18 protein-coding genes are annotated in these 22,213 nt (G+C 62.9%); 7 read left to right on the top strand and 11 right to left on the bottom strand.

All coding sequences use genetic code 11. From position 1 onward, the window contains the following. Positions 1-161: 161 nt before the first annotated feature. On the bottom strand, positions 162-542 hold the full coding sequence (locus tag HOY34_RS04320) for an Hpt domain-containing protein (protein WP_172360188.1): 381 nt from the start codon (positions 540-542) through the stop codon (positions 162-164). A 243-nt stretch (positions 543-785) separates the two neighbouring features. Between HOY34_RS04320 and HOY34_RS04325 the strand changes: the two genes are divergently transcribed. After that, entirely contained in the window at positions 786-1,433 is a 648-nt protein-coding gene (locus HOY34_RS04325) for a carbonic anhydrase (protein WP_172360190.1), read from the top strand. Positions 1,434-1,526: 93 nt separating this feature from the next. Here HOY34_RS04325 and HOY34_RS04330 read toward each other — a convergent pair whose 3' ends face one another. Beyond that, positions 1,527-2,765 (bottom strand): FAD-dependent monooxygenase, encoded by a 1,239-nt coding sequence (locus tag HOY34_RS04330; RefSeq protein WP_172360192.1) that lies wholly within the window; start codon positions 2,763-2,765, stop codon positions 1,527-1,529. Positions 2,766-2,894: 129 nt separating this feature from the next. Between HOY34_RS04330 and HOY34_RS04335 the strand changes: the two genes are divergently transcribed. From HOY34_RS04335 to HOY34_RS04345, 3 genes are all read left to right on the top strand, one after another. Then, the gene (locus HOY34_RS04335) at positions 2,895-4,226 is read left to right on the top strand and encodes an amidase (protein ID WP_172360194.1); all 1,332 of its coding nucleotides are present in this window, start codon (positions 2,895-2,897) and stop codon (positions 4,224-4,226) included. A 157-nt stretch (positions 4,227-4,383) separates the two neighbouring features. Then, complete coding sequence (locus tag HOY34_RS04340; RefSeq protein ID WP_172360196.1) at positions 4,384-5,562, top strand: aminotransferase class I/II-fold pyridoxal phosphate-dependent enzyme; 1,179 nt, start codon at positions 4,384-4,386, stop codon at positions 5,560-5,562. Positions 5,563-5,576: 14 nt separating this feature from the next. Then, positions 5,577-8,861 carry a DNA translocase FtsK gene (locus HOY34_RS04345; RefSeq protein ID WP_172360198.1) on the top strand — a complete coding sequence of 1,095 codons (3,285 nt, stop codon included), beginning with the start codon at positions 5,577-5,579 and terminating at the stop codon, positions 8,859-8,861. 143 nt (positions 8,862-9,004) lie between these two features. Here HOY34_RS04345 and HOY34_RS04350 read toward each other — a convergent pair whose 3' ends face one another. Further along, on the bottom strand, positions 9,005-9,316 hold the full coding sequence (locus HOY34_RS04350) for an ETC complex I subunit (RefSeq protein WP_172360200.1): 312 nt from the start codon (positions 9,314-9,316) through the stop codon (positions 9,005-9,007). Between the two features lie 184 nt (positions 9,317-9,500). On the opposite strand from HOY34_RS04350, the gene uvrB reads away from it, so the two are divergent. Beyond that, on the top strand, positions 9,501-11,693 hold the full coding sequence (uvrB, locus tag HOY34_RS04355; protein ID WP_172360202.1) for an excinuclease ABC subunit UvrB: 2,193 nt from the start codon (positions 9,501-9,503) through the stop codon (positions 11,691-11,693). Positions 11,694-11,826: 133 nt separating this feature from the next. Here uvrB and HOY34_RS04360 read toward each other — a convergent pair whose 3' ends face one another. The 8 genes from HOY34_RS04360 to HOY34_RS04395 all read right to left on the bottom strand — a co-directional run bounded on the left by HOY34_RS04360 (position 11,827) and on the right by HOY34_RS04395 (position 18,805). Continuing rightward, positions 11,827-12,081: a GlsB/YeaQ/YmgE family stress response membrane protein gene (locus HOY34_RS04360; protein ID WP_172360204.1), complete on the bottom strand. Its 255-nt coding sequence runs from the start codon at positions 12,079-12,081 to the stop codon at positions 11,827-11,829. A gap of 219 nt (positions 12,082-12,300) precedes the next feature. Beyond that, the gene (locus HOY34_RS04365; protein WP_172360206.1) at positions 12,301-12,648 is read right to left on the bottom strand and encodes an H-type lectin domain-containing protein; all 348 of its coding nucleotides are present in this window, start codon (positions 12,646-12,648) and stop codon (positions 12,301-12,303) included. 130 nt (positions 12,649-12,778) lie between these two features. After that, on the bottom strand, positions 12,779-13,180 hold the full coding sequence (locus tag HOY34_RS04370) for a F0F1 ATP synthase subunit epsilon (protein ID WP_172360208.1): 402 nt from the start codon (positions 13,178-13,180) through the stop codon (positions 12,779-12,781). A gap of 9 nt (positions 13,181-13,189) precedes the next feature. Continuing rightward, positions 13,190-14,629, bottom strand: a complete 1,440-nt coding sequence (gene atpD, locus HOY34_RS04375) for a F0F1 ATP synthase subunit beta (RefSeq protein WP_172360210.1) — start codon at positions 14,627-14,629, stop codon at positions 13,190-13,192. A 20-nt stretch (positions 14,630-14,649) separates the two neighbouring features. After that, positions 14,650-15,522 carry a F0F1 ATP synthase subunit gamma gene (locus tag HOY34_RS04380; RefSeq protein WP_172360212.1) on the bottom strand — a complete coding sequence of 291 codons (873 nt, stop codon included), beginning with the start codon at positions 15,520-15,522 and terminating at the stop codon, positions 14,650-14,652. A 21-nt stretch (positions 15,523-15,543) separates the two neighbouring features. Continuing rightward, positions 15,544-17,082 (bottom strand): F0F1 ATP synthase subunit alpha, encoded by a 1,539-nt coding sequence (atpA, locus tag HOY34_RS04385; protein WP_172360214.1) that lies wholly within the window; start codon positions 17,080-17,082, stop codon positions 15,544-15,546. Beyond that, the gene (locus HOY34_RS04390; protein WP_172360667.1) at positions 17,082-17,642 is read right to left on the bottom strand and encodes a F0F1 ATP synthase subunit delta; all 561 of its coding nucleotides are present in this window, start codon (positions 17,640-17,642) and stop codon (positions 17,082-17,084) included. Before HOY34_RS04390 ends, atpA begins: the two co-directional genes overlap by 1 nt. Positions 17,643-18,001: 359 nt before the next feature. Continuing rightward, positions 18,002-18,805 carry a class I SAM-dependent methyltransferase gene (locus HOY34_RS04395; RefSeq protein WP_172360216.1) on the bottom strand — a complete coding sequence of 268 codons (804 nt, stop codon included), beginning with the start codon at positions 18,803-18,805 and terminating at the stop codon, positions 18,002-18,004. A 112-nt stretch (positions 18,806-18,917) separates the two neighbouring features. On the opposite strand from HOY34_RS04395, the gene gloB reads away from it, so the two are divergent. Further along, positions 18,918-19,685 carry a hydroxyacylglutathione hydrolase gene (gene gloB / locus HOY34_RS04400; RefSeq protein WP_172360218.1) on the top strand — a complete coding sequence of 256 codons (768 nt, stop codon included), beginning with the start codon at positions 18,918-18,920 and terminating at the stop codon, positions 19,683-19,685. Between the two features lie 168 nt (positions 19,686-19,853). Continuing rightward, positions 19,854-22,172: an ATP-dependent Clp protease ATP-binding subunit ClpA gene (gene clpA, locus HOY34_RS04405; RefSeq protein WP_172360669.1), complete on the top strand. Its 2,319-nt coding sequence runs from the start codon at positions 19,854-19,856 to the stop codon at positions 22,170-22,172. Positions 22,173-22,213: the final 41 nt, after the last annotated feature.

Genomic DNA, 22,213 nt, shown 5'->3' on the forward strand with positions numbered 1-22,213 from the left:
GGCAGAGGTCTGGGCAACTGGCATTTTGGCATCCGGTCTTGCCGCCCGCTTTGACAGCATTGGCGCGGCGGTGATTTTCGCCAAGACTGGCGCAGCCAGCCCGCCGCCGCAAGCGGGCTTTGCCGCCCGTTGCCAGATGTGACCGGGCCGCCAGCGGCGGCTCAGATACTTTGATCGGCGAAATCGCTTTGCGCGTTCAGCGCCCGCCCCGCGATCCGCAAAATCCTGGCCCAGATCGCCGCAAAAGCGGTGCCGTCACCGCGCTGCAGGCAGCACCGCGCATCTGCCGCCGCATCGGCCAGGCTGGTCAGGCCCAGATTGCTGGCCATCGAGCGCAGCTTGTGCAGCTGACGCTCGGCCGAGGCCAGATCATGCAGCCGGATCCGCCCCGCCAGACTGGCCAGCGCCAGGGACAGCTCGCCCAGGGCGCGGCTGACCATCTGATCCGCCGCCGCCGTTCCCAGATTGCGATAGATCGAGGCGATCACCTCTCCATCGTGCAAAAGCCGCTCTTGCGGTTGCAGCGTAACAACTATTCCCATCTTCATACCCCTGGCCCCACCAGGCCAAGCCCCACAATCCGCCGCAAGAGCTGCAGGTGCCCCCGGGGGTTCCCCCTTCCGGATGGCAAAAGCCCTGCAAATCCCACGACGTATTCCCATTACCCGGGGGTGATCATGGGGCCGCATCCTTTCGATTTTACTAAGCCGGATCGGGGCAGGTCGATTTTGCCACTCGCAATTTCTGCAAATGCTAAGTAACCAGAGCCAACAAGGAGCAAGCCCATGATCAAGGCCCGCATATTGCCGCAATACCTTGTCCAGCGCTTTCACGGCTGGCGTGCGACGAGCTATCAGAACAACCGTGCATGGTATCGCCGTCTGGCAGAAAGCGGTCAGCATCCGCGTGCCATGGTGATTTCCTGCTGCGATTCGCGCGTGCATGTGACCTCGATCTTCGGGGCTGACGAGGGCGAGTTCTTCATTCACCGCAATATCGCGGGTCTTGTGCCGCCCTATACCAGTGATGGCGGTACGCATGGCACCTCGGCGGCGCTGGAATATGCGGTGACCGCGCTGAAAGTGGCCCATATCCTGGTGGTCGGCCATTCGAACTGCGGTGGCGTCAAGGGCTGCCATGACATGTGCACCGGCCATGCGCCCGAGCTGGAAGAGAAAACGAGCTTTGTTGGCCGCTGGATGGATATTCTGCGCCCGGGCTTTGAAAAGGTCTCGCATCTGCCGAAGGATGTGATCCTGCCTGCGCTGGAAAAAGAGGCGGTTCTGACCAGCCTTGAAAACCTGATGACCTTTCCCTTCGTGCGCGATGCGGTCGAAAATGACCTGCTGACGCTGCACGGGATGTGGAACAATACCGGCGAGGGCGAGCTGGAGCAGTATGACCCCGATCGCGGGGCGTTCATTCCGGTCTGATCTGTGGGCAGGCGGCTGTCATGCTGCCTGCTGCCAGGCAGTATGTCGTCGGGCAGTATGTCGTCAGACGGCGGCCTGTCAGACGGCAGGCTGTCAGACGGGCCGCCCGCTCAGCAATTTCGGCAGCTCTCCGGTCAGGCCTGCGGCCTGGCGGATAAAGCGGCGGCGCAGGCCGGGGGTGGCATTGACCAGCCCCATGCCCAGATCGCGCCCCAGACGCAGCAGCGGATTGTCGTTTGAGAACAGGCGGGTAACCCCGTCCATCCCAAGCGCAAGCAGCGTTGAATCAAACCGCCGCCAGCGCTGATATTCCTCAAGCGGCACGCCGCTGCCGATATCCTCGCCACGCCTGCGGGCAAGGATCAGCACCTCGGCCAGTGCCGCCACATCGCGCAGCCCAAGGTTCAGCCCCTGGCCCGCCACCGGATGCACGCCATGCGCGGCATCGCCCACCAGGGCCACCCGGTCAGAGACGAAATGCTCGGCCAGCGACAGCGACAGCGGATAGGTGAAACGCGCCCCCGCCAGCTGAATCTCGCCCAGGAAATCGCCAAAGCGCGGGCGCAAAGCGGTCAGGAAATCATCGTCGCTCAGCGCGGCAATCTTCGCGGCAAGGCTGCTTTCCTCGCTCCAGACGATTGAGGAATGGTATCCGCCCGCCAGCGGCAGGATCGCAAGCGGCCCGCCTGGCATGAAAAACTGCTGGGCGCAGCCCTCGTGGTGGATTTGGTGATGGACGGCGGTGACCAGCGCGGTCTGCCCATAGCCCGCCGCCTGCCGCCGGATGCCCGCCCGCAAAGCCACGCCCGAGCCGCGCCCGTCACAGCCAACCAGCAGGCTGGCCGTCAGCGCTTCGCCGGAGGCAAGCGTAACCGAGGCCCCGGCTGGCCCGATCTGCTGATCGGTGACCGCCTGGCCGGAAATCAGCGTGATGCCGGGGGTCTCATTCATGGCCTGCAGGAAGGCGGCGTAAAGATAGCGGTCCTCGAGCATAAAGCCCATCGGACCCTCTTCGATCTCATCGGCGTCAAAGGTCAGGAAGAAAGGGGCAGGGCCCTGGCCCGGGCGCCCGTCACTGGCCTTGATCTGGTGGATCGGCTGCGATTTCGCGCCGACCTGATCCCAGATGCCGATGGCCGACAAAAGCCGCTTTGACGCGATGGAAAGCGCATAGGCGCGGCCGTCAAACCCGGCCTCGGCCCGCGCAGGCGCAGGGCGCTGATCGACCACGGTGACCGACAGCCCGCCCTGGGCCAGCGCCAGTGCAAGCGCGGGGCCGTTCAGCCCGCCGCCCGCAATCACCACATCGCTTTGATGGTTCCGTTTTGACATATGCCATGGCTAGTCCTGCGGGGCGGCTTTGTCCATGTTGCTTTGTTGCCGCTGTGATCTGTCTGCCATTGTCGGCGCATCAACATGCCGCTAGCGTCTGCGCAAATGCGAACAGGAGGCGCGGCGGGCATGAGCGGTATCTGGTTCAATATGACAGCGGCAGAGCTGGGGCGCGGGATCGGCGAGGGCCGGATCAACCCCGTCAGCCTGGCTGAGGCCTTTCTGGATCAGATCGCAAAGCACCCGCAATCGGGCCGCATCTATGCCCGCGCCAGCGAGGCCCGCGCCCGGGCCGAGGCCGCCGCCGCCGCGGAACGCGCCCGCACCGGCTTTCGCAAAGGGCCGCTCGATGGGGTGCCGATCAGCTGGAAAGACAATTTCGACAGCGCGGGCATCGCCACCGAGGCCGGCTCGGCGCTGCTGCGCGGGCGCACCCCGGATCGTGACGCCGAAGCGCTTGAAATGGCGACGCTTTCTGGCCTGGTTTGCCTGGGTAAAACCCATATGTCAGAGCTGGCCTTCTCGGGCCTTGGGCTGAACCCGGTGACCGCGACGCCGCCCTGTCTGAATGACGAGCGGGCGGTTCCAGGGGGGTCATCCTCGGGGGCGGCGGCCTCGGTGGCCTTTGGTCTGGCCCCGGCGGCGATTGGATCGGATACCGGGGGATCGGTTCGGATCCCGGCGGCCTGGAATGATCTGGTCGGGCTGAAAACCACGCTGGGGCGGGTGTCTGCGCGGGGTGTGCTGCCGCTGTGCGAGCGGTTTGACACCGTCGGCCCGCTGGCACGTTCGGTTGAGGATTGTGCGCTGCTGCTGGCCGCGCTTGAGGGGCGCCGTGCCCCCGATCTGACCGGGTCAACGGTTGCGGGCATGCGCTTTGCGGTGCTGGAAACGGTGGCGCTGGATGATGTGCGCGAGGCCCCGCTGAAGGGCTTTGAGGACGGGCTGAAATCGCTGACCCGCGCCCGCGCCCGGGTCGAGCGCGTCGCTTTGCCAGAGCTGAAAGAGGCGATGACGCTGTCTGGCGTGCTTTTCACCGCCGAGGCCTGGGGCATCTGGCGCGACACCATCGAGGCCGCGCCCGATCGGATGTTCGCGCCGATCCTTGAGCGGTTCCGCTCTGGCGCGGCGATATCGGCGGCGGATTACGTCGCGGCCTGGCGGCGGCTGGAGGAGATCCGCGCGATCTGGCGTGATCGGATGGCGGGCTATGACGCGGTGCTGACCCCCACCGCGCCGATCCTGCCGCCTGATGCCGAACGGCTGATGACGGACAACGCCTATTACGTGCAGGAAAACCTGCTGGCGCTGCGCAACACCAGGATCGGCAATCTGATGGGGCTGCCCGCGCTTAGCCTGCGCAGCTCGCAACCCTCTTGCGGCATTCAGTTTCTGGGTGCGGCAATGGGCGAAGAGCGGCTTTTGCGGGTGGGGGCTGCGGCTGAACGGGCGCTTGGATAGGCGCGTTATTGCCCGCCTGTAACAGCGCGGGGCATAAAAGCCACAATCCATGGGCCTAACCCCCTGGGGATGGGTGATAAATTCTGGACCACCGCAGGATAGGGCGTTATGCTGGTTTCTTAACGGGGCGATCAACGACCCCGGGACTGAGGCAGATATGGCATTTCCTGAGCGGTTCTCGAACCTGCCAGATTACGCATTTCCGCGCCTGCGGAAGCTGTTGGACGCGCATGCCCCCGGGGCGGCGCCCATTGCCATGTCGATTGGTGAGCCAAAGCATCCGATGCCCGATTTCGTGGCCGGGATCCTGGCGGAAAATATCGGCGGCTTTGCGGTCTACCCGCCAAATGACGGCACGCCCGGCCTGTTGGATGCGATCTCTGGCTGGGTTTCGCGCCGCTATGGCGTGGCGCTGGACCAGGACCGGATCATGGCGCTGAACGGCACCCGCGAGGGGCTTTTCAACGCGGCCCTGGCGCTGGCACCTGAGGAAAAATCCGGCAAGCGCCCGGTCATCCTGATGCCCAATCCGTTTTACCAGGTCTATGCGGTGGCGGCGCTCGCGGTCGGGGCAGAGCCTGTCTATGTGCCGGCCACGGCTGCCACCGGCTATCTGCCTGATTACGCATCGCTTCCGGCGGATATCCTGTCGCGCACCGTGCTGGCCTGGATCTGCTCGCCCGCAAATCCGCAAGGGGCGGTCGCGTCGCGCGACTATCTTTCCGACCTGCTGGATCTCTCTGAGAAATACGATTTCCGCCTGCTGGCCGATGAATGCTATTCCGAGATCTGGCGCGAGGCACCGCCCCCCGGTCTGCTGGAAATTGGCGCGGCCAAAGGTGCCGACCCCGAGAAATACGCGGTTTTCCATTCGCTTTCAAAGCGCTCGAACATGCCGGGGCTGCGCTCTGGCTTTGTGGCGACGGGGCCAGAGTCTATGCAGCGCATCCGTCGTCTGCGTTCGTTCGCGGGGGCGCCTTTGCCCCTGCCTTTGCAGATGGTGGCCGAAGCCTGCTGGCGTGATGAGGCCCATGTCGCGGCAAGCCTGGCGCTTTATCAGCAAAAATACCGCATGGCGGCAGAGATCTTTGCGGGGCATCAGGGGTTCCGGCTGCCCGATGGCGGCATGTTCCTCTGGCTTCCTGTGCAAAATGGCGAGGCGGCGACGCTGAAACTGTGGCGCGAAACCGGGGTGCGGGTGCTGCCCGGGGCCTATCTGTCGCGCGATGTGGGCGGGGATAACCCCGGCAAAGACTATATAAGGGTGGCGCTTGTGGCGCCCGAAGAAGAAACGCGGCGCGGGCTGATCAGGCTGCGCGACTGCCTGTTCGGTTAAGGGATGGCGAAGGCATGGCGAGCTTTCAGATGAGACAACGTGATCCGCTGCTGGATCAGGGCACCCAGGCAATGCTGGAGCGCCGTGGCCGTGAACTGATCGGTATCGCGCTGGTGATTGCCGCCCTGCTGCTGGCGCTGATGCTGGGCAGCTATTCCCCGAATGATCCGGGCTGGATGGTCTCTACCCAGGAGCCTGCGCAGAATATCCTGGGCCGGTTCGGCGCGGCGGTTTCCTCGACGCTGATCATCCTGATCGGGCAGGGGGCCTGGTCGGTGCCGCTGATCCTGGGCGTCTGGGGTGGTCGTTTCATCCTGCATCGCGGGGCCGAGCGTGTGCTGGGCCGCATCTTCTTTGCCGTGCTTGCGGTGGCGGCGGCTTCGGCCTGGGCCTCTACGCTGAGCGTGCCGCAGGGCTGGCCGCACAGCTTTGGCTATGGCGGTCTCTTTGGCGATACGGTGGTTGGGGCGCTGATGGGGATCGTGCCCGGCTCTGACGGCTTCTCGTTGCGGGTTGTCTCGGCGCTGGCCTTCTTCGGGGTGATCGCGGCGATCCTTTTCGTGACCGGCTTCAGCCGGGCAGAGCTGCAGGCGATCCGTGTCGCGCTGTTGCAGGGCTCGGTGCTGTTGTATTCGATGCTCTTGCAGGTGATGGGCAAAGGGGCCAGCAACGCGATGGAGCGCGCCCGCCACATGGCCGGAGATATGGTCGAGCGCCGTCGCCTGGGCCGTGAGGTAAATGCCCGCCAGCCCGCCGCACAGCATCCCGACTATGACGCGCCGCAGCCGATGGCCAATCGCACCGCCCTGGTGCGCCGCGCGGCTGCCCCTGCCGCTGCGCCTGGCATGGCCCGGGCAGAGCCGCAGCTGATCGCTGAATATGAGCCGCAGCCCCTGAATGCGGGTGCCGCCTGGAATGCGCCCTCAACCCTGCGTGCGCCGCCCCGCCAGCCCGAGCCTGCGCCAGAAATGGTGCGCGAAAAGCCCGGCTTCCTTGCGCGGATGCGCCGGATGGTCGACCCCGAGCCAGAGCTGATCGAGCCGCCGCTGGCCGCTGGCATTGATGAGACCGAGGCCCCCGGCGATGACCGGATCCGCGCCCGTATCTCTGATGCGATCCGCGCCCGCGCGCGGGGGGCTGGCGTTGCAGCTGCCGCCCCGGCCGTGGCGATGACGCCCCTGCAGGCCGCGATTGCGGCGCGCCGGGCCGAGCCGCCCGTTCTGCGCCCGCGCCGCCCGACACCGCTGATTGCCGACACCCGTCCGCTGACCACCGCGCAGATGCGTCAAAGCCTGCATGCAGAGCCGCCGCTGACCGCCGCCCAGGCGCTGGCCCAGGCCGATCAGATGCAGGACGCCGAGGCGCTGGACTGGGACAGCAATGCCGACCATCTGCTGATGTCGGATCAGGCCATGGCAGAGCACGACAGCTATACCGACGACCAGGCCTGGAGCCATGACGGCTATGATGACCGCTTCGACGCCGAAGCGGATGATCGGGCGCTGGATCAGCAGGCCGACAGGCCTGCCGCGCTGCAGCAGCCGCAGGCCCGCGCCCTCTATGGCAGCGAGCCCGCCATCGAAGAAGACTGGTCGCAGGACTGGCAGCCAGGCGATGATTACGAGCCTGACTATGACCCGGCCCCGGTGGTTCCCGTGGCGGCGCCGCGCATCGCGCCGGTGCTGGATCGCCGCCCGATTGTGCAGCCTGCGGTGAAAAAGCCCATGCAGCAATCGGTTCGCGCCCAGGCCGAGGCGCAGCCCTCGCTGCGCTTTGAAGAGGCGCATAGCGATTTTGAACTGCCGCCGCTGAGTTTGTTGTCGGCCCCTTCGGGATCTGCAGGCCAGCAGCTGTCTGACGAGGCGCTGGAAGAAAACGCCCGGATGCTGGAATCGGTGCTGGATGATTACGGTGTGAAGGGTGAGATCGTCTCGGTCCGCCCCGGCCCCGTCGTCACCATGTATGAGCTGGAGCCCGCGCCGGGCCTGAAGGCCAGCCGGGTGATCGGGCTTGCCGATGATATCGCCCGCTCGATGTCGGCCCTGTCTGCGCGGGTTTCCACCGTGCCGGGCCGCTCGGTCATCGGGATCGAACTGCCGAACGCGCATCGTGAGAAAGTCGTGCTGCGCGAGATCATCGCCAGCCGCGAATTTGGCGACGGGCAACAGCGCCTGCCGCTGGCCTTGGGCAAGGATATTGGTGGCACGCCCGTGGTGGCGAACCTGGCCAAGATGCCTCACCTTTTGATCGCGGGGACCACGGGTTCGGGTAAGTCGGTGGCGATCAATACCATGATCCTGTCGCTGCTTTACAAGCTGACGCCCGAGGAATGCCGGCTGATCATGATTGACCCGAAGATGCTGGAACTGTCGGTCTATGACGGCATTCCACATCTGCTGTCGCCCGTGGTGACCGACCCGAAAAAGGCGGTTGTCGCCCTGAAATGGGTCGTCGGCGAGATGGAAGAACGCTATCGCAAGATGTCCAAAATGGGCGTGCGCAATATCGAGGGCTATAACGGCCGCGTCCGCGAGGCGCTGTCCAAGGGCGAGATGTTCAAGCGCACGATCCAGACTGGCTTTGATGATGAAACCGGCGATCCGGTTTTTGAAACCGAAGAATTTGCGCCGCAGCCCTTCCCCTTCATCGTGGTGATCGTCGACGAGATGGCCGATCTGATGATGGTGGCCGGGAAAGAGATCGAGGCCTGCATCCAGCGCCTGGCGCAGATGGCGCGGGCCTCTGGTATCCACCTGATCATGGCAACGCAGCGGCCCTCGGTCGATGTGATCACCGGCACGATCAAGGCGAACTTCCCGACCCGGATCTCTTTCCAGGTGACCTCAAAAATCGACAGCCGCACGATTCTGGGTGAGATGGGGGCCGAACAGCTGCTGGGCCAGGGCGACATGCTTTATATGGGCAATGGCCAGCGTATCGCGCGGATCCACGGGCCGTTTGTCTCGGATGAAGAGGTTGAGGAAATCGTCAACCATCTGAAGAGCTTTGGCCCGCCGTCCTATATGTCGGGCGTGGTTGAAGGCCCGGATGAGGATAATACCGCCGATATCGACCAGGTGCTGGGTCTGGGCGGCAATACCGACGGCGAGGATGCGCTTTACGACCAGGCGGTGGCGATTGTCGCACGCGATCGCAAATGCTCGACCTCTTACATCCAGCGCAAACTGGGGATCGGCTATAACAAGGCCGCGCGTCTGGTTGAGCAGATGGAAGAAGAGGGCGTGGTGACGCCCGCGAACCATGTCGGCAAGCGTGAGATCCTGATCCCTGAGACCTGACTCTCGGCTGCGGCCGAAAAGAGCGTAACAAAAGGCCCCTGCCGGATTGCGGCAGGGGCCTTTTTGACTGAATGAGGCAGCGCGAAGGCCTTCCCTGATCGACATCGATGGCCAGAGCGGCGCTTTGGCGGTGGATCTGACGCTTAATGCGTCCAGGGGCTGCGGCGTTCGGTTGCGAAATTCTCGCCATAGCCGCGCGGGCGGATATTTGCCTTGCGCGGGCTGGGCTCGATCACAGTATAGGCAATGTTGTTTTGCCGGGCGTAGGCGATCGCCTCTTCGCGGGTCTCAAACCGCAGGCGAACCTGGGTCTGCGTGTCAGAGGACGAGGTCCAGCCCATCAGCGGATCAACCTCACGCGCCGAGGCCTGGGCAAACTCCAGCACCCATTGATGGGTCTTGCCCATGCCGGATTGCATTGCGTTTCTGCTGGGTTGATAGATACGGGCTCGCATCGGGCTGACCTCCGGATTTATGGGGCCTGTTCTGGCCGAAACCGCAGCATAGTGCAAGAGATCCTCGTTCGGCAGATGGCAGTCATGGCAAAGGCGCTGTAACTGGGGTTGAAACGGAACAAAAACGGATCAAATTAGCTGCATCCCGGTGTCACGCCGCCCGGGGCTCTTTCTGAGGCCAGAAATGCATTACAACGCGCCCGATCAGCTGCCTGACATCTCTTACATCACCCCGGCAAAGCGCGAAAAGCTTGAGGGGGGCAGGCGGTTTGTGCTGAACACGCCTTTTCAGCCCGCAGGCGATCAGCCCACGGCGATTGCAGAGCTGAGAGGCGGCATCGAGGCCGGCGATCATGATCAGGTGCTGCTGGGCGCAACCGGCACAGGCAAGACATTCACCATGGCCAAGGTGATCGAAGAGACGCAGCGCCCGGCGATCATTCTGGCGCCCAACAAGACGCTTGCCGCGCAATTATACGGCGAATTCAAAGGCTTCTTCCCCGATAACGCCGTTGAGTATTTCGTAAGCTATTACGATTACTATCAGCCCGAGGCCTATGTCGCGCGCACAGACACATTCATCGAGAAGGAAAGCCAGATCAACGAGGCCATCGACCGGATGCGCCACTCTGCCACCCGGGCCCTGCTTGAGCGTGACGATGTGATCATTGTCGCCTCGGTGTCGTGTATCTACGGCATCGGCTCGGTCGAGACCTATTCCGCCATGACCCAGGATCTGATCCAGGGCCAGCTTTACGATCAGCGCAAGTTCATTGCTGAACTGGTGGCGCAGCAATACCGGCGCTCGGATGTTGGCTTTCAGCGCGGCGGCTTTCGGGTGCGTGGTGATGTGGTCGAACTATGGCCCGCCCACCTTGAGGATCGGGCCTGGCGCTTTTCCTTTTTCGGCGAAGAGCTGGAATCGATTACTGAATTTGACCCGCTGACCGGGGCGAAGACCGGCAGCTATTCCCAGATCCGCATCTATGCGAACAGCCACTATGTGACGCCGCGCCCGACGATGGCCCAGGCGATCCAGGGCATCAGGACCGAGCTGCATCACCAGCTGAAGCGCTTCAATGATGAGGGCAAACTGCTGGAAGCGCAGCGCCTGGAACAGCGCACCCGCTTTGACCTCGAAATGCTTGAGGCCACCGGGGTCTGCAACGGGATCGAGAATTACTCTCGCTATCTGACCGGGCGCGCGCCCGGCGAGCCACCGCCGACGCTGTTTGAATTCATCCCCGACAATGCCATTGTTTTCGCAGATGAATCCCATGTTTCCGTGCCGCAGATCGGTGGCATGTATCGGGGCGACTTCCGTCGGAAATCGGTGCTGGCCGAACATGGGTTCCGGCTGCCGTCGTGCATGGACAACCGCCCGCTGAAATTCGAGGAATGGGATGCGATGCGGCCGCAGACGGTCTTTGTCTCGGCCACGCCCGCCCCCTGGGAGATGGAGCAGGCGGGCGGCGTCTTTGCTGAACAGGTGATTCGCCCGACCGGCCTGCTGGACCCGGTGATCGAGATCCGTCCGGTCGAGATGCAGGTCGATGACCTGCTGGATGAGGTGCGCCGGGTCGCGGCGCAGGGCTTGCGGGTGCTGGTCACCACGCTGACCAAGCGCATGGCCGAGGATCTGACCGAATATCTGCATGAGCAGGGGATCCGCATCCGCTATATGCACTCTGACATCGACACGATCGAGCGGATTGAGATCCTGCGCGATCTGCGGCTGGGGGCCTTTGACGTGCTGGTCGGCATCAACCTGCTGCGCGAGGGGCTGGATATCCCCGAATGCGGGCTGGTGGCGATTCTGGACGCCGATAAAGAGGGCTTCCTGCGCTCGGAAACATCACTGATCCAGACCATCGGGCGGGCGGCGCGCAATGCCGAAGGCCGGGTGATCATGTATGCCGATAAGATCACCGGCTCGATGAGCCGCGCCATGGCCGAGACCGAACGGCGCCGCGAAAAGCAGATCGCCTATAACCAGGAACATGGCATCACCCCGCAGACGGTGAAGAAAAACGTCGAGGATGTGCTCGCGGGCCTGTGGCAGGGTGATACCGATCAGTCGCGGGTCACGGCGAAGGTGGATCGCCCGGCGGTCGGCCAGAACCTTGCGGCGCATCTGGATGCCCTGCGGGTGGCGATGCGCAAGGCGGCAGAGAACCTGGAGTTCGAAGAGGCGGCCCGGCTGCGCGATGAGGTCAAGCGGCTTGAGGTGGTCGAACTGACGGTCTCGGATGATCCGCTGGCGCGGCAGTCTGCGGTCGAAGAGGCGGTTGATGAGGCGACCAAGGCCTCCGGGCGCTCGACCGCGGGGCGGGCCGGACAGCGCGGCGGCAATAAGAAAAGCCGCAGGCAGCGCTGATGGGCCTGCTTTGAAACCAGCGGATCGCTGAGCGGCCGAAAACGGAAACGGGCCCGCATGTGCTGCGGGCCCGTTTTGTCATTCTGGCGGGTGGTTCCGGTCTGGCAAAGCGCCTCTGGCCCCGCGTCGCCGTTCAGGCGCGCTTGATCACCCGGATCAGAAGCAACAGGATAACCGCACCGATGGTTGCGTGAATGATCGACGCAAGGATCGCGTTGCCACCTACGGTGAAACCCACATAGGGCAAAAGCAACCCGGCCACCAAAGAGCCGACGATACCGACGACGATATTGCCGCCAAGGCCAAATCCGTAACCTTTCACCAGCTGCCCTGCGAGCCATCCGGCAATCGCGCCGACAAGAATCAGAATCAACAGGCTTTCAATCATTTACGTCACCTCTTTTGAGGAAACGCTACAGAGACAGCCAATGCAAAGCGCTCTGTGAACGTTTCAGACATCTTCGCTGGTATAGTCCCCCATGCGTAGCGCGATGTGCCGGCTTTGTTAAGCAAAACTTGGTCTCGCCCGTTTTGTCGGCTTTATACCGCAACAGGGGGCAACAGGGGGCAACATGGGGGGCAGGCGAAGAGAGTGCCGCAGCCTTCGTTATGGAACATCCCAGGTTTCTTCGTCTGGCAGGCTGCCGATTGCTGTCCAGTCTGCTCTGACCCTTGCAATACGGCTGTCGCCCCAGGTGCGGAACACGATCCAGAAGCCTGCCCCGGTAACGGTATCCGATGAGATATCCACCCGCGAATTGGTGCCCTTGTCCATATCCCACATCGACAGGCTTAGCATCACCGCAGGCGGCGCCAGAAAGGGGGTGGCGAATTCGATCCGGTGGCGGGTCTCACGGGGGCCATCGCCGGCCCACATCGGGCCGTCATTCTCAAAATCCGAAAACAGAAGCTCTGAGCCCTGCTGCATACCAATAGGAGAGGTCAATCGTCTCATTTCAGAAAATCGCAATTTTTGGACAGCACTATAGGACGAGGAATTTGACAAAAGAAAAGGCCCCATCCGGGGATGAGGCCTTTGATCCGGTATCAGCCGTGGCTCGGAACGATGCCCGGGCCAGCTGATCTCAGCGTTTTTGCACCGTGTCGCGCAGCGCGGTCACATCCGAGACGATCTTCTCGGCATGCGCCTTGTCCTCGGGCAGCGCCGCATCGGCCAGCGAACGGGCCTCAGCGACCAGCTCGTCGAGGACCGAGTTCGATGCCTCTTCGGTCGGGATCGCGCGTTCCGCCAGAACGGTCACACCCGCAGCAGAGATATCTGCGAAACCGCCGGTGACGATATAGGACTTAACGCCCTCTGCCGTCACGGCGCGCAGGATCCCTGGGCGCAGGGTGGTGATGGTGGGGCTGTGCCCCGCCATCGCCGTCATCTCACCCTCGGCTGCGGGGATCTGCACTTCGGTCGCAGAGACCGATGCCAGTTTCCGCTCGGGGCTGACGAGGTCGAATTGCAGATTGCCTGCCATGTCGCCCCCTTACGCCGCTGCCGCAGCGAGTTTGGCAGCCTTGGCTTTCACTTCTTCGATGCCGCCCACCATGTAGAAGGCCGCTTCCGGCAGGTGGTCGTATTCGCCAGCCACAACTGCCTTGAACGAGGCAATGGTGTCTTCCAGCGGAACCTGCTTGCCGTCTGCGCCGGTGAAGACCTTTGCAACGTCGAAGGGCTGCGACAGGAAGCGCTCGATCTTACGGGCGCGTGCCACCGTCAGTTTGTCGTCTTCCGACAGTTCGTCCATGCCGAGGATGGCGATGATGTCCTGCAGCGACTTGTATTTCTGCAGGATGCGCTGAACGCTGGTTGCGACGTTGTAGTGCTCTTCGCCGATGACCAGCGGATCCAGCAGACGCGAGGTCGAGCCAAGCGGGTCCACAGCCGGGTAGATGCCTTTTTCCGAGATCGAACGGTCAAGAACCGTGGTCGCGTCAAGGTGGGCAAACGAGGTTGCAGGTGCCGGGTCGGTAAGGTCGTCCGCGGGAACGTAAACGGCCTGAACCGAGGTGATCGAGCCGTTCTTGGTCGAGGTGATGCGTTCCTGCATCGCGCCCATATCGGTCGCCAGCGTCGGCTGGTAGCCCACAGCGGACGGGATACGGCCGAGCAGAGCCGACACTTCCGAACCAGCCTGGGTAAAGCGGAAGATGTTGTCGACGAAGAACAGAACGTCTGCGCCGGTCTCATCGCGGAACTGTTCTGCGATGGTCAGACCCGACAGAGCGATCCGCATACGCGCGCCCGGAGGCTCGTTCATCTGGCCGTAAACAAGGGCGATCTTCGACTTTTCCAGATCGTCGGGAACGATAACGCCCGATTCGATCATCTCGTGGTAAAGGTCGTTGCCTTCACGGGTCCGCTCACCCACGCCTGCGAACACGGACACGCCCGAGTGCACTTTGGCGATGTTGTTGATCAGTTCCATGATGAGAACGGTCTTGCCCACGCCCGCACCACCGAAGAGGCCGATTTTGCCGCCTTTGGTGTAAGGTGCCAGCAGGTCGATAACCTTGATGCCGGTCACGAGGATCTCGGTCGCGGTCGATTGCTGGGCGAAATCCGGGGCCGGGGCGTGGATCGCGCGGCGGGTCTCGGTTGCGACCGGGCCTTTTTCGTCAACGGGCTCGCCGACGACGTTCAGGATGCGGCCGAGGGTGGCCGAACCAACCGGAACCGAGATCGGAGCGCCGAGGTCTTTCACGGGCGCGCCGCGAACCAGACCTTCGGTTGCGTCCATAGCCACGGCGCGAACGGTGTTCTCGCCAAGGTGCTGGGCCACTTCGAGGATCAGCGGCTTGCCGTTGTTTTCGGTTTCGATCGCGTTCAGAATCGCGGGCAGCTCGCCCTCGAACTGAACGTCCACAACTGCGCCGATAACCTGGGTAACCTTACCCGTGGCGGCAGCTTTCGGTGCTTTTGCCATTGTCTAAATCTCCGGGTTCGTCAGAGCGCCTCGGCGCCCGAGATGATTTCGATGAGTTCCTTGGTGATCGCTGCCTGACGGCTCCGGTTGAACTGGATGGTCAGCTTGTTGATCATGTCGCCGGCGTTGCGGGTCGCGTTGTCCATAGCGGACATCCGCGCGCCCTGCTCGGAGGCGCCATTTTCAAGGAGTGCGGTAAAGATCTGGGTCGCGACGTTGCGCGGCAGCAGGTCGGCGAGGATCGCCTCTTCCGAGGGCTCATATTCGTAAAGCGAAGAGGCTGCGCCTTCCGTTTCATCGAACTGGGCCGGGATGATCTGCTGCGCGGTCGGGGTCTGGCTGATCACCGACTGGAACCGCGAGAAGAAGATCGTCACCACATCGGCGTCGCCATTGTCGAAATAAGCCGTCGCCTGGCGGGCGATGTCAGCGGCATTGGCGTAACCAATGCGTTTGACGTCCGACAGATCGATATGGCCGACAAAGGCATGGCCCCAGTCGCGCTTCAGCTGTTCGCGGCCCTTTTTGCCGACGGTGAGGATCTTCACCGTCTTGCCCTGAGCGGTCAGCTCCTGGGCTTTGGTCCGCGCCAGTTTGGCGATCGACGAGTTGAAGCCACCGCAAAGCCCGCGCTCGGCTGTCATCACCACCAGCAGGTGGGTCTGATCATTGCCGGAGCCCGAAAGCAGGCGCGGCGCATCGGGCGAACCCGCGACGCCACCGGCGAGCGAGGTCATGACCGCGCTCATCCGTTCTGCATAGGGGCGGGCAGCCTCCGCTGCCTCTTGCGCACGGCGCAATTTGGCAGCGGCGACCATTTGCATCGCCTTGGTGATCTTCCGCGTGTTCTTAACGCTGTTGATCCGGTTTTTTAGGTCCTTAAGGCTGGGCATTTGCCTTCTCCTTCAGGGCGCTTATGCGAAATCTTTGGCGAATTCGGCGATTGCTTCTTTCAGCTTGGCCTCGTCGGCGCCTTTGATCTTCGGGTCAGCCGTGGTCAGCCAGTCGAGGATCTCTTTCTTCGGGCCGCGCAGGAAGGCCAGCAGACCAGCCTCGAAACGACCGACATCTTTCACAGCGACCTTGTCGAGGAAACCGGCGGTGCCCGCATAGATCACGGCGACGATTTCAGCATTGGTCAGCGGCGAGTATTGCGGCTGTTTCATCAGCTCGGTCAGGCGTGCACCGCGGTTCAGCAGGGCCTGGGTCGAAGCGTCGAGGTCGGAACCGAACTGTGCGAAAGCCGCCATCTCGCGGTATTGTGCGAGCGACAGTTTCACCGGGCCAGCCACGGTTTTCATCGAGTTGGTCTGAGCGGACGAACCCACACGCGAAACCGACAGACCGGTGTTCACAGCCGGACGGATGCCCTGGTAGAAGAGTTCGGTTTCCAGGAAGATCTGGCCGTCGGTGATCGAGATCACGTTCGTGGGGATAAAGGCCGAAACGTCGCCGCCCTGGGTTTCAATGACCGGAAGCGCGGTCAGCGAGCCCGAACCGAAGTCCTCGTTCAGTTTCGACGAACGCTCCAGCAGGCGGGAGTGCAGGTAGAAAACGTCGCCCGGGTATGCTTCGCGGCCCGGCGGGCGGCGCAGCAGGAGCGACATCTGACGGTAAGCCACGGCTTGCTTCGAGAGATCATCATAGATGATCAGGGCATGGCGGCCATTGTCGCGGAAGAATTCTGCCATAGCGGTCGCCGAGTAAGGCGCCAGGTATTGCAGCGGGGCCGGGTCGGATGCGGTTGCAGCCACAACGATGGTGTAGGCCAGCGCGCCGGTTTCTTCCAGTTTCTTCACCAGCTGAGCCACGGTCGAACGCTTTTGACCGATAGCCACATAGATGCAGTAAAGCTTCTTCGACTCGTCGTCGCCAGCAGCGTCGTTATACGACTTCTGGTTCAGAATGGTGTCGAGCGCCACAGCGGTCTTGCCGGTCTGACGGTCGCCGATGATCAGCTCGCGCTGGCCACGGCCAACCGGGATCATAGCGTCGATGGCTTTCAGGCCGGTCGCCATCGGCTCATGCACCGATTTGCGCGGAATGATGCCCGGGGCTTTGACGTCAGCCACGCGACGCTCGGTTGCCGCGATCGGGCCTTTGCCGTCGATCGGGTTGCCAAGGCCGTCAACAACGCGGCCCAGCAGGGCGTTGCCAGCAGGCACGTCCACGATGGACTTGGTGCGCTTGACGGTGTCGCCTTCTTTCACGTCCTGGTCGGAACCGAAGATAACGATACCGACGTTATCGACTTCGAGGTTCATCGCCATGCCGCGGATGCCGCCGGGGAATTCCACCATCTCACCGGCCTGGATATTGTCCAGGCCATGGACGCGGGCAATGCCGTCGCCGATGGACAGCACGCGGCCGATTTCGCTCACTTCGGCGTCTTTACCGAAGTTCTTGATCTGCTCTTTCAGGATCGCAGAGATCTCAGCAGCCTGAATTCCCATCACCCAACCTCTTTCATGGCATTCTGCAAGGAAGCGAGCTTCGCCTTGACCGACGTGTCGATCATGGTCGAGCCCAGCTTGACGACAAGACCGCCGATGAGGCTTTCATCGACGGTTGTTTTCAGTTTCACGGTTTTCCCGACCTTCGCCTTCAGCGTCGCGGTCAGCTTGCTGATCTGGATCGGGGTCAGCGCAACGGCGGAAGCCACCTCGGCGGTCACTTCGCCTTTTTCTTCGGCAATGCGTGCGCGCAGCAGGTTCAGGAATTGCGGCAGCACGAAAAGGCGGCGCTTGGCGGCCAGCAGACCCAGCGTATTCGCGGTCAGGCTGTCCAGTTTCAGCGCTTTGGCAAGGGCGGCGATCACGCCTGCCTGCTCTTCGCGCGAAACCACGGGTGAATTGATGGCAGCGCCGAGGTCCGGCGAGGCAGCCAGGGCGTCAGAAAGAGCGGTGACATCGGCCTCAACCGATTTCAGCGCGTCCCCTTCTTTCGCCAGATCGAAAAGCGCGGTGGCATATCGCGCCGCAATGCCCTGAGAGATCGAAGCTGATTCCGCCACGGTCGTCCTTCCCATCTAATGGCCTCACTTCACCTGACCACTGGCGTCGCCATCGTGCGTGCGCCATGGACAAACGAGGCCCTTTGTATCCTGCTGTCGCGGGCGTCATTAACAGAGCGTGCATAATGCCGCAACCTTATCAGTCGCGGTTTCGTGAGGGTTTCAGGCAGGATAATGCGTCTGGGTGACATCCGGCGGGGGTCGAAGGGGTGTCCGTGGCCGGGCTGCGACTTTTTGCAGCGCTTTGGTGCGGCGGAATGACGCAGATCAGAGCCATTTCGCAGGGATTTGGGCAGAATCACATGCGACAGGGCAGGCGGGCTGCAATCCGGCCGCCCGGGTCTGCCTCAGGCCACAGTTCAGCGTGGGAAATTGCCTTCCGGGGGCGCGGCTCTTTCCCGGCTTTGCCTTGGGTTCAGGGCGGGTTCCGGGGCAGGGGTGCCGCGCACCCCTTCCAGCACTTTCAGCGGCCGGGTCACCACCGCCTTCAGCCCGCCGCGCGTCGGCGCATAGACCTGTTTCGTCGCCTCGACCATCAGCACGCCGCCCGAAAGCCAGGGCAGGCGACGGCCCATCCTCTCCCACAGGTCGGCGGTGCGCAGCCAGAAAGGGGCCTGGCTTGGCGGCGCATGCAGTACCGTCACGCTGCGCTCGGGCGTGAAACCATGCAGCCGCAGCTGCGCCTCAAGCTGGGTGCCGGAATAGGGGCGGCCATAGCCGAAAGGCGTGCCATCCCTGCGCGCCCAGAGGCCAGAGCGATTGGGCACCACAAATACCGCCCGCCCGCCAGGCCCCAGCACGCGATGCGCCTCTTCCAGCACCGCAGGCGGCTGGTCGGATGTCTCCAGCCCATGCATCAGCACCAGACGGTCGACAAATCCGGTCGAGATCGGCCAGGCATGTTCCTCGCACAGGACCGAGACATTGGGCATGCCCGCAGGCCAGGGCATCACGCCCTGCTGGCCCGGCATCAGCCCGATCACCCGACGCGCGTCTGCCAGCCAGGGCCGCAAAAGCGGCACCGCAAAGCCAAAGCCCGCCACCGTCAGCCCGCTTGCTGCAGGCCACATCCTGACCAGCTGATCGCGGATCGCACGCTGCGCCACCCGCCCCAGCTGGGTGCGGTAATAGAAATCGCGCAGATCCTGGACATCGAGGTGCATTGTGGTCGCGGGCTCCCTCTGGTGAACTGGCCGGGATGGTCTGTCAGATGCTCTGTCGGTCTGCCCGGTCGCCGCCGGGATTTCCATCCTAACCGCACGTGAAGGAAAAGCCATGGCCCTTGAACTGGTAACGATCCCCTGCCTGAAGGACAATTTCGCCTTTCTTCTGCATGATGCGGCCAGCGGTGAAACCACGCTGATCGACGCGCCAGAGCCCGGGCCCGTGCTGGCGGCGCTGCGCGACAGGGGCTGGAGCCTGACGCAGATCCTGCTGACCCATCACGACTGGGACCATATCGACGGCGTGCCGGGCATCGTTGCCGCAACCGGCGCACGGGTGCTGGGGGCTGCGAAAGATACCCACCGCCTGCCGCCGCTTGACCGGGCGCTGGAAGATGGCGACCGCATCCCCGTTGGTCCTGAAGAGGCCATCGTGATCGCGGTGCCGGGCCATACGCTGGGACATATCGCCTTTCACCTGCCCGCCTCTGGCTATGCTTTCACCGCCGATACGCTGATGGCGGCGGGCTGCGGGCGCATCTTTGAGGGCACGCCCCCGATGATGTGGGACAGCCTGTCAAAACTGGCCGCCCTGCCGCCAGAGACGCTGATCGGATCGGGCCATGATTACCTTGACAGCAATCTTCGTTTCGCGCTGACCCTTGAACCGGACAATCCCGCGCTTATCTCTCGTGTCGAAACCCTTGCCAGGTTGCGCCGCGAAGGCCGCCTGCCCATGCCGTCCACCCTTTCCGAAGAACTGGCCACCAACCCATTCCTGCGGGCCCATCTGCCGCAGATGAAGCGGGCTGTCGGCCTGCCAGACGCCTCTGATGTTGCGGTTTTTGCCGAGATCCGGGCGCGTAAGGACAGGTTCTGATCTGAGAGACGCGCGAAACATCACATTCGTGCAATCAAAACAGAGAAATCCGGGTGGGCAACAGATTGCGCTTGAAACGCGCCGAATAAAACCGAACTTTAACCTTATGAGGCCATGGTCGACGGGGGAGCGCAAATTCCCCCCGGCCCCGAGGAACAGGAGCAGGCAGTGCCGTCATTCTCGTCCACGCTCGAACAAGCCATTCATGGTGCGCTGGCCCTGGCCAATGCCCGCCGTCATGAGCTGGCAACCCTTGAACATCTTCTGCTGGCCCTGATCGATGAACCCGACGCTGCGCGGGTGATGAAAGCCTGCTCGGTCGACCTGGATGAGCTGCGCAAGACGCTGACCGATTTCGTCGATGAGGATCTCTCGACGCTGGTGACATCGGTCGAAGGCTCTGAGGCGGTTCCGACCGCCGCCTTCCAGCGCGTGATCCAGCGCGCGGCGATCCATGTGCAATCCTCGGGCCGGACTGAGGTCACCGGGGCCAATGTGCTGGTGGCGATTTTCGCTGAACGCGAATCGAACGCGGCCTATTTCCTGCAGGAACAGGATATGACCCGTTATGATGCGGTGAACTTCATCGCGCATGGCGTGGCCAAGAACCCCGCCTTCGGCGAGGCCCGCCCGATCCAGGGCGCGGATGAACCGCAGGAGACCCCCAAGGCCGAGGCCGGTGAGGCCAAGGAATCGGCGCTGTCGAAATATTGCGTCGATCTGAACATCAAGGCGAAGAAAGGCGATGTCGACCCGCTGATCGGCCGCGAGGCCGAGGTGGAACGCGCCATTCAGGTGCTCTGCCGCCGTCGCAAGAACAACCCGCTGCTGGTGGGTGATCCGGGCGTGGGTAAAACCGCGATTGCCGAGGGCCTGGCCTGGAAAATCGTGCGCGGCGAGGTGCCAGAGGTGCTGTCAGGCGCCACGATCTTCTCGCTGGATATGGGGGCGCTGCTGGCCGGCACCCGCTATCGCGGTGATTTCGAGGAACGTCTGAAAGCCGTCGTCAAAGAGATGGAGGACCATCCCGACGGGATCCTCTTCATCGATGAGATTCATACCGTGATCGGCGCCGGTGCCACCTCGGGCGGGGCGATGGATGCGTCCAACCTGCTGAAACCTGCGCTGCAGGGCGGCAAGCTGCGCACCATGGGCTCGACGACCTACAAAGAGTTCCGTCAGCATTTTGAGAAAGACCGGGCGCTGAGCCGGCGCTTCCAGAAGATCGACGTGAATGAGCCTTCGGTCCCGGATGCGATCAAGATCCTGATGGGTCTGAAGCCGCATTTCGAAGAGCACCACGATCTGCGCTATACCAATGACGCGATCAAAACGGCGGTCGAGCTGGCGCATCGTTACATCAACGACCGCAAGCTGCCCGATTCGGCGATTGACGTGATCGACGAGGCTGGGGCTGCGCAGCATCTGGTCTCGGAATCGAAACGGCGCAAGCAGATCGGCACCCGCGAGATTGAGGCGGTCGTCGCCAAAATCGCCCGCATCCCGGCGAAAAACGTCTCGAAAGACGATGCCGAAGTGCTGCGCGATCTGGAGAAAACGCTGAAACGGCTGGTCTTTGGTCAGGACAAGGCGATTGAGGCGCTTTCAGCCTCGATCAAACTGGCCCGGGCTGGCCTGCGCGAACCTGAAAAGCCGATCGGCAATTACCTTTTCACCGGCCCGACCGGGGTGGGCAAAACCGAGGTGGCAAAGCAGCTGGCGAATACGCTGGGTGTTGAACTGCTGCGGTTCGACATGTCGGAATATATGGAGAAACACGCGGTCTCGCGTCTGATCGGTGCGCCTCCGGGTTATGTCGGTTTCGACCAGGGCGGCATGCTGACCGATGGCGTCGACCAGCATCCGCATTGCGTGCTGCTGCTTGATGAGATCGAAAAAGCGCATCCGGATGTGTTCAACATCCTCTTGCAGGTGATGGACCACGGGAAGCTTACCGACCATAACGGCCGGGCGGTCGATTTCCGCAATGTGATCCTGATCATGACCTCGAACGCGGGCGCCTCCGACATGGCAAAGGCCGCAATCGGCTTTGGCCGTGAGAAACGCACCGGCGAGGATACGGCGGCGGTCGAGCGCACCTTCACGCCCGAATTCCGCAACCGTCTTGATGCGGTCGTGGCCTTCGGGGCGCTGCCGAAAGAGGTGATCCTGCAGGTGGTTGAGAAGTTCGTCCTCCAGCTGGAGGCACAGCTGATCGACCGCGGCGTGCATATCGAACTGACCTCTGAGGCGGCAGCCTGGCTGGCGGATCGGGGCTATGATGAGAAGATGGGGGCGCGTCCGCTGGGCCGCGTTATCCAGGAACACATCAAGAAGCCTCTCGCCGAAGAGTTGCTTTTCGGTCGTCTGACCAAGGGCGGCGTCGTCAAGGTCGCGGTCAAGGATGGTGCCATCGACCTGCAGGTGCAGGAACCTGGCAAGCCGCAGATCGCAAACCAGAAGCCGCCGCTTCTGACGGCCGAATGAAGGCTGGCGTAACCAGAAATACACCTCAAAGCCCCGCTTCG

The organism is Pseudogemmobacter hezensis (genome assembly GCF_013155295.1).
GTDB classification, from domain to species: Bacteria; Pseudomonadota; Alphaproteobacteria; order Rhodobacterales; family Rhodobacteraceae; genus Pseudogemmobacter; species Pseudogemmobacter hezensis.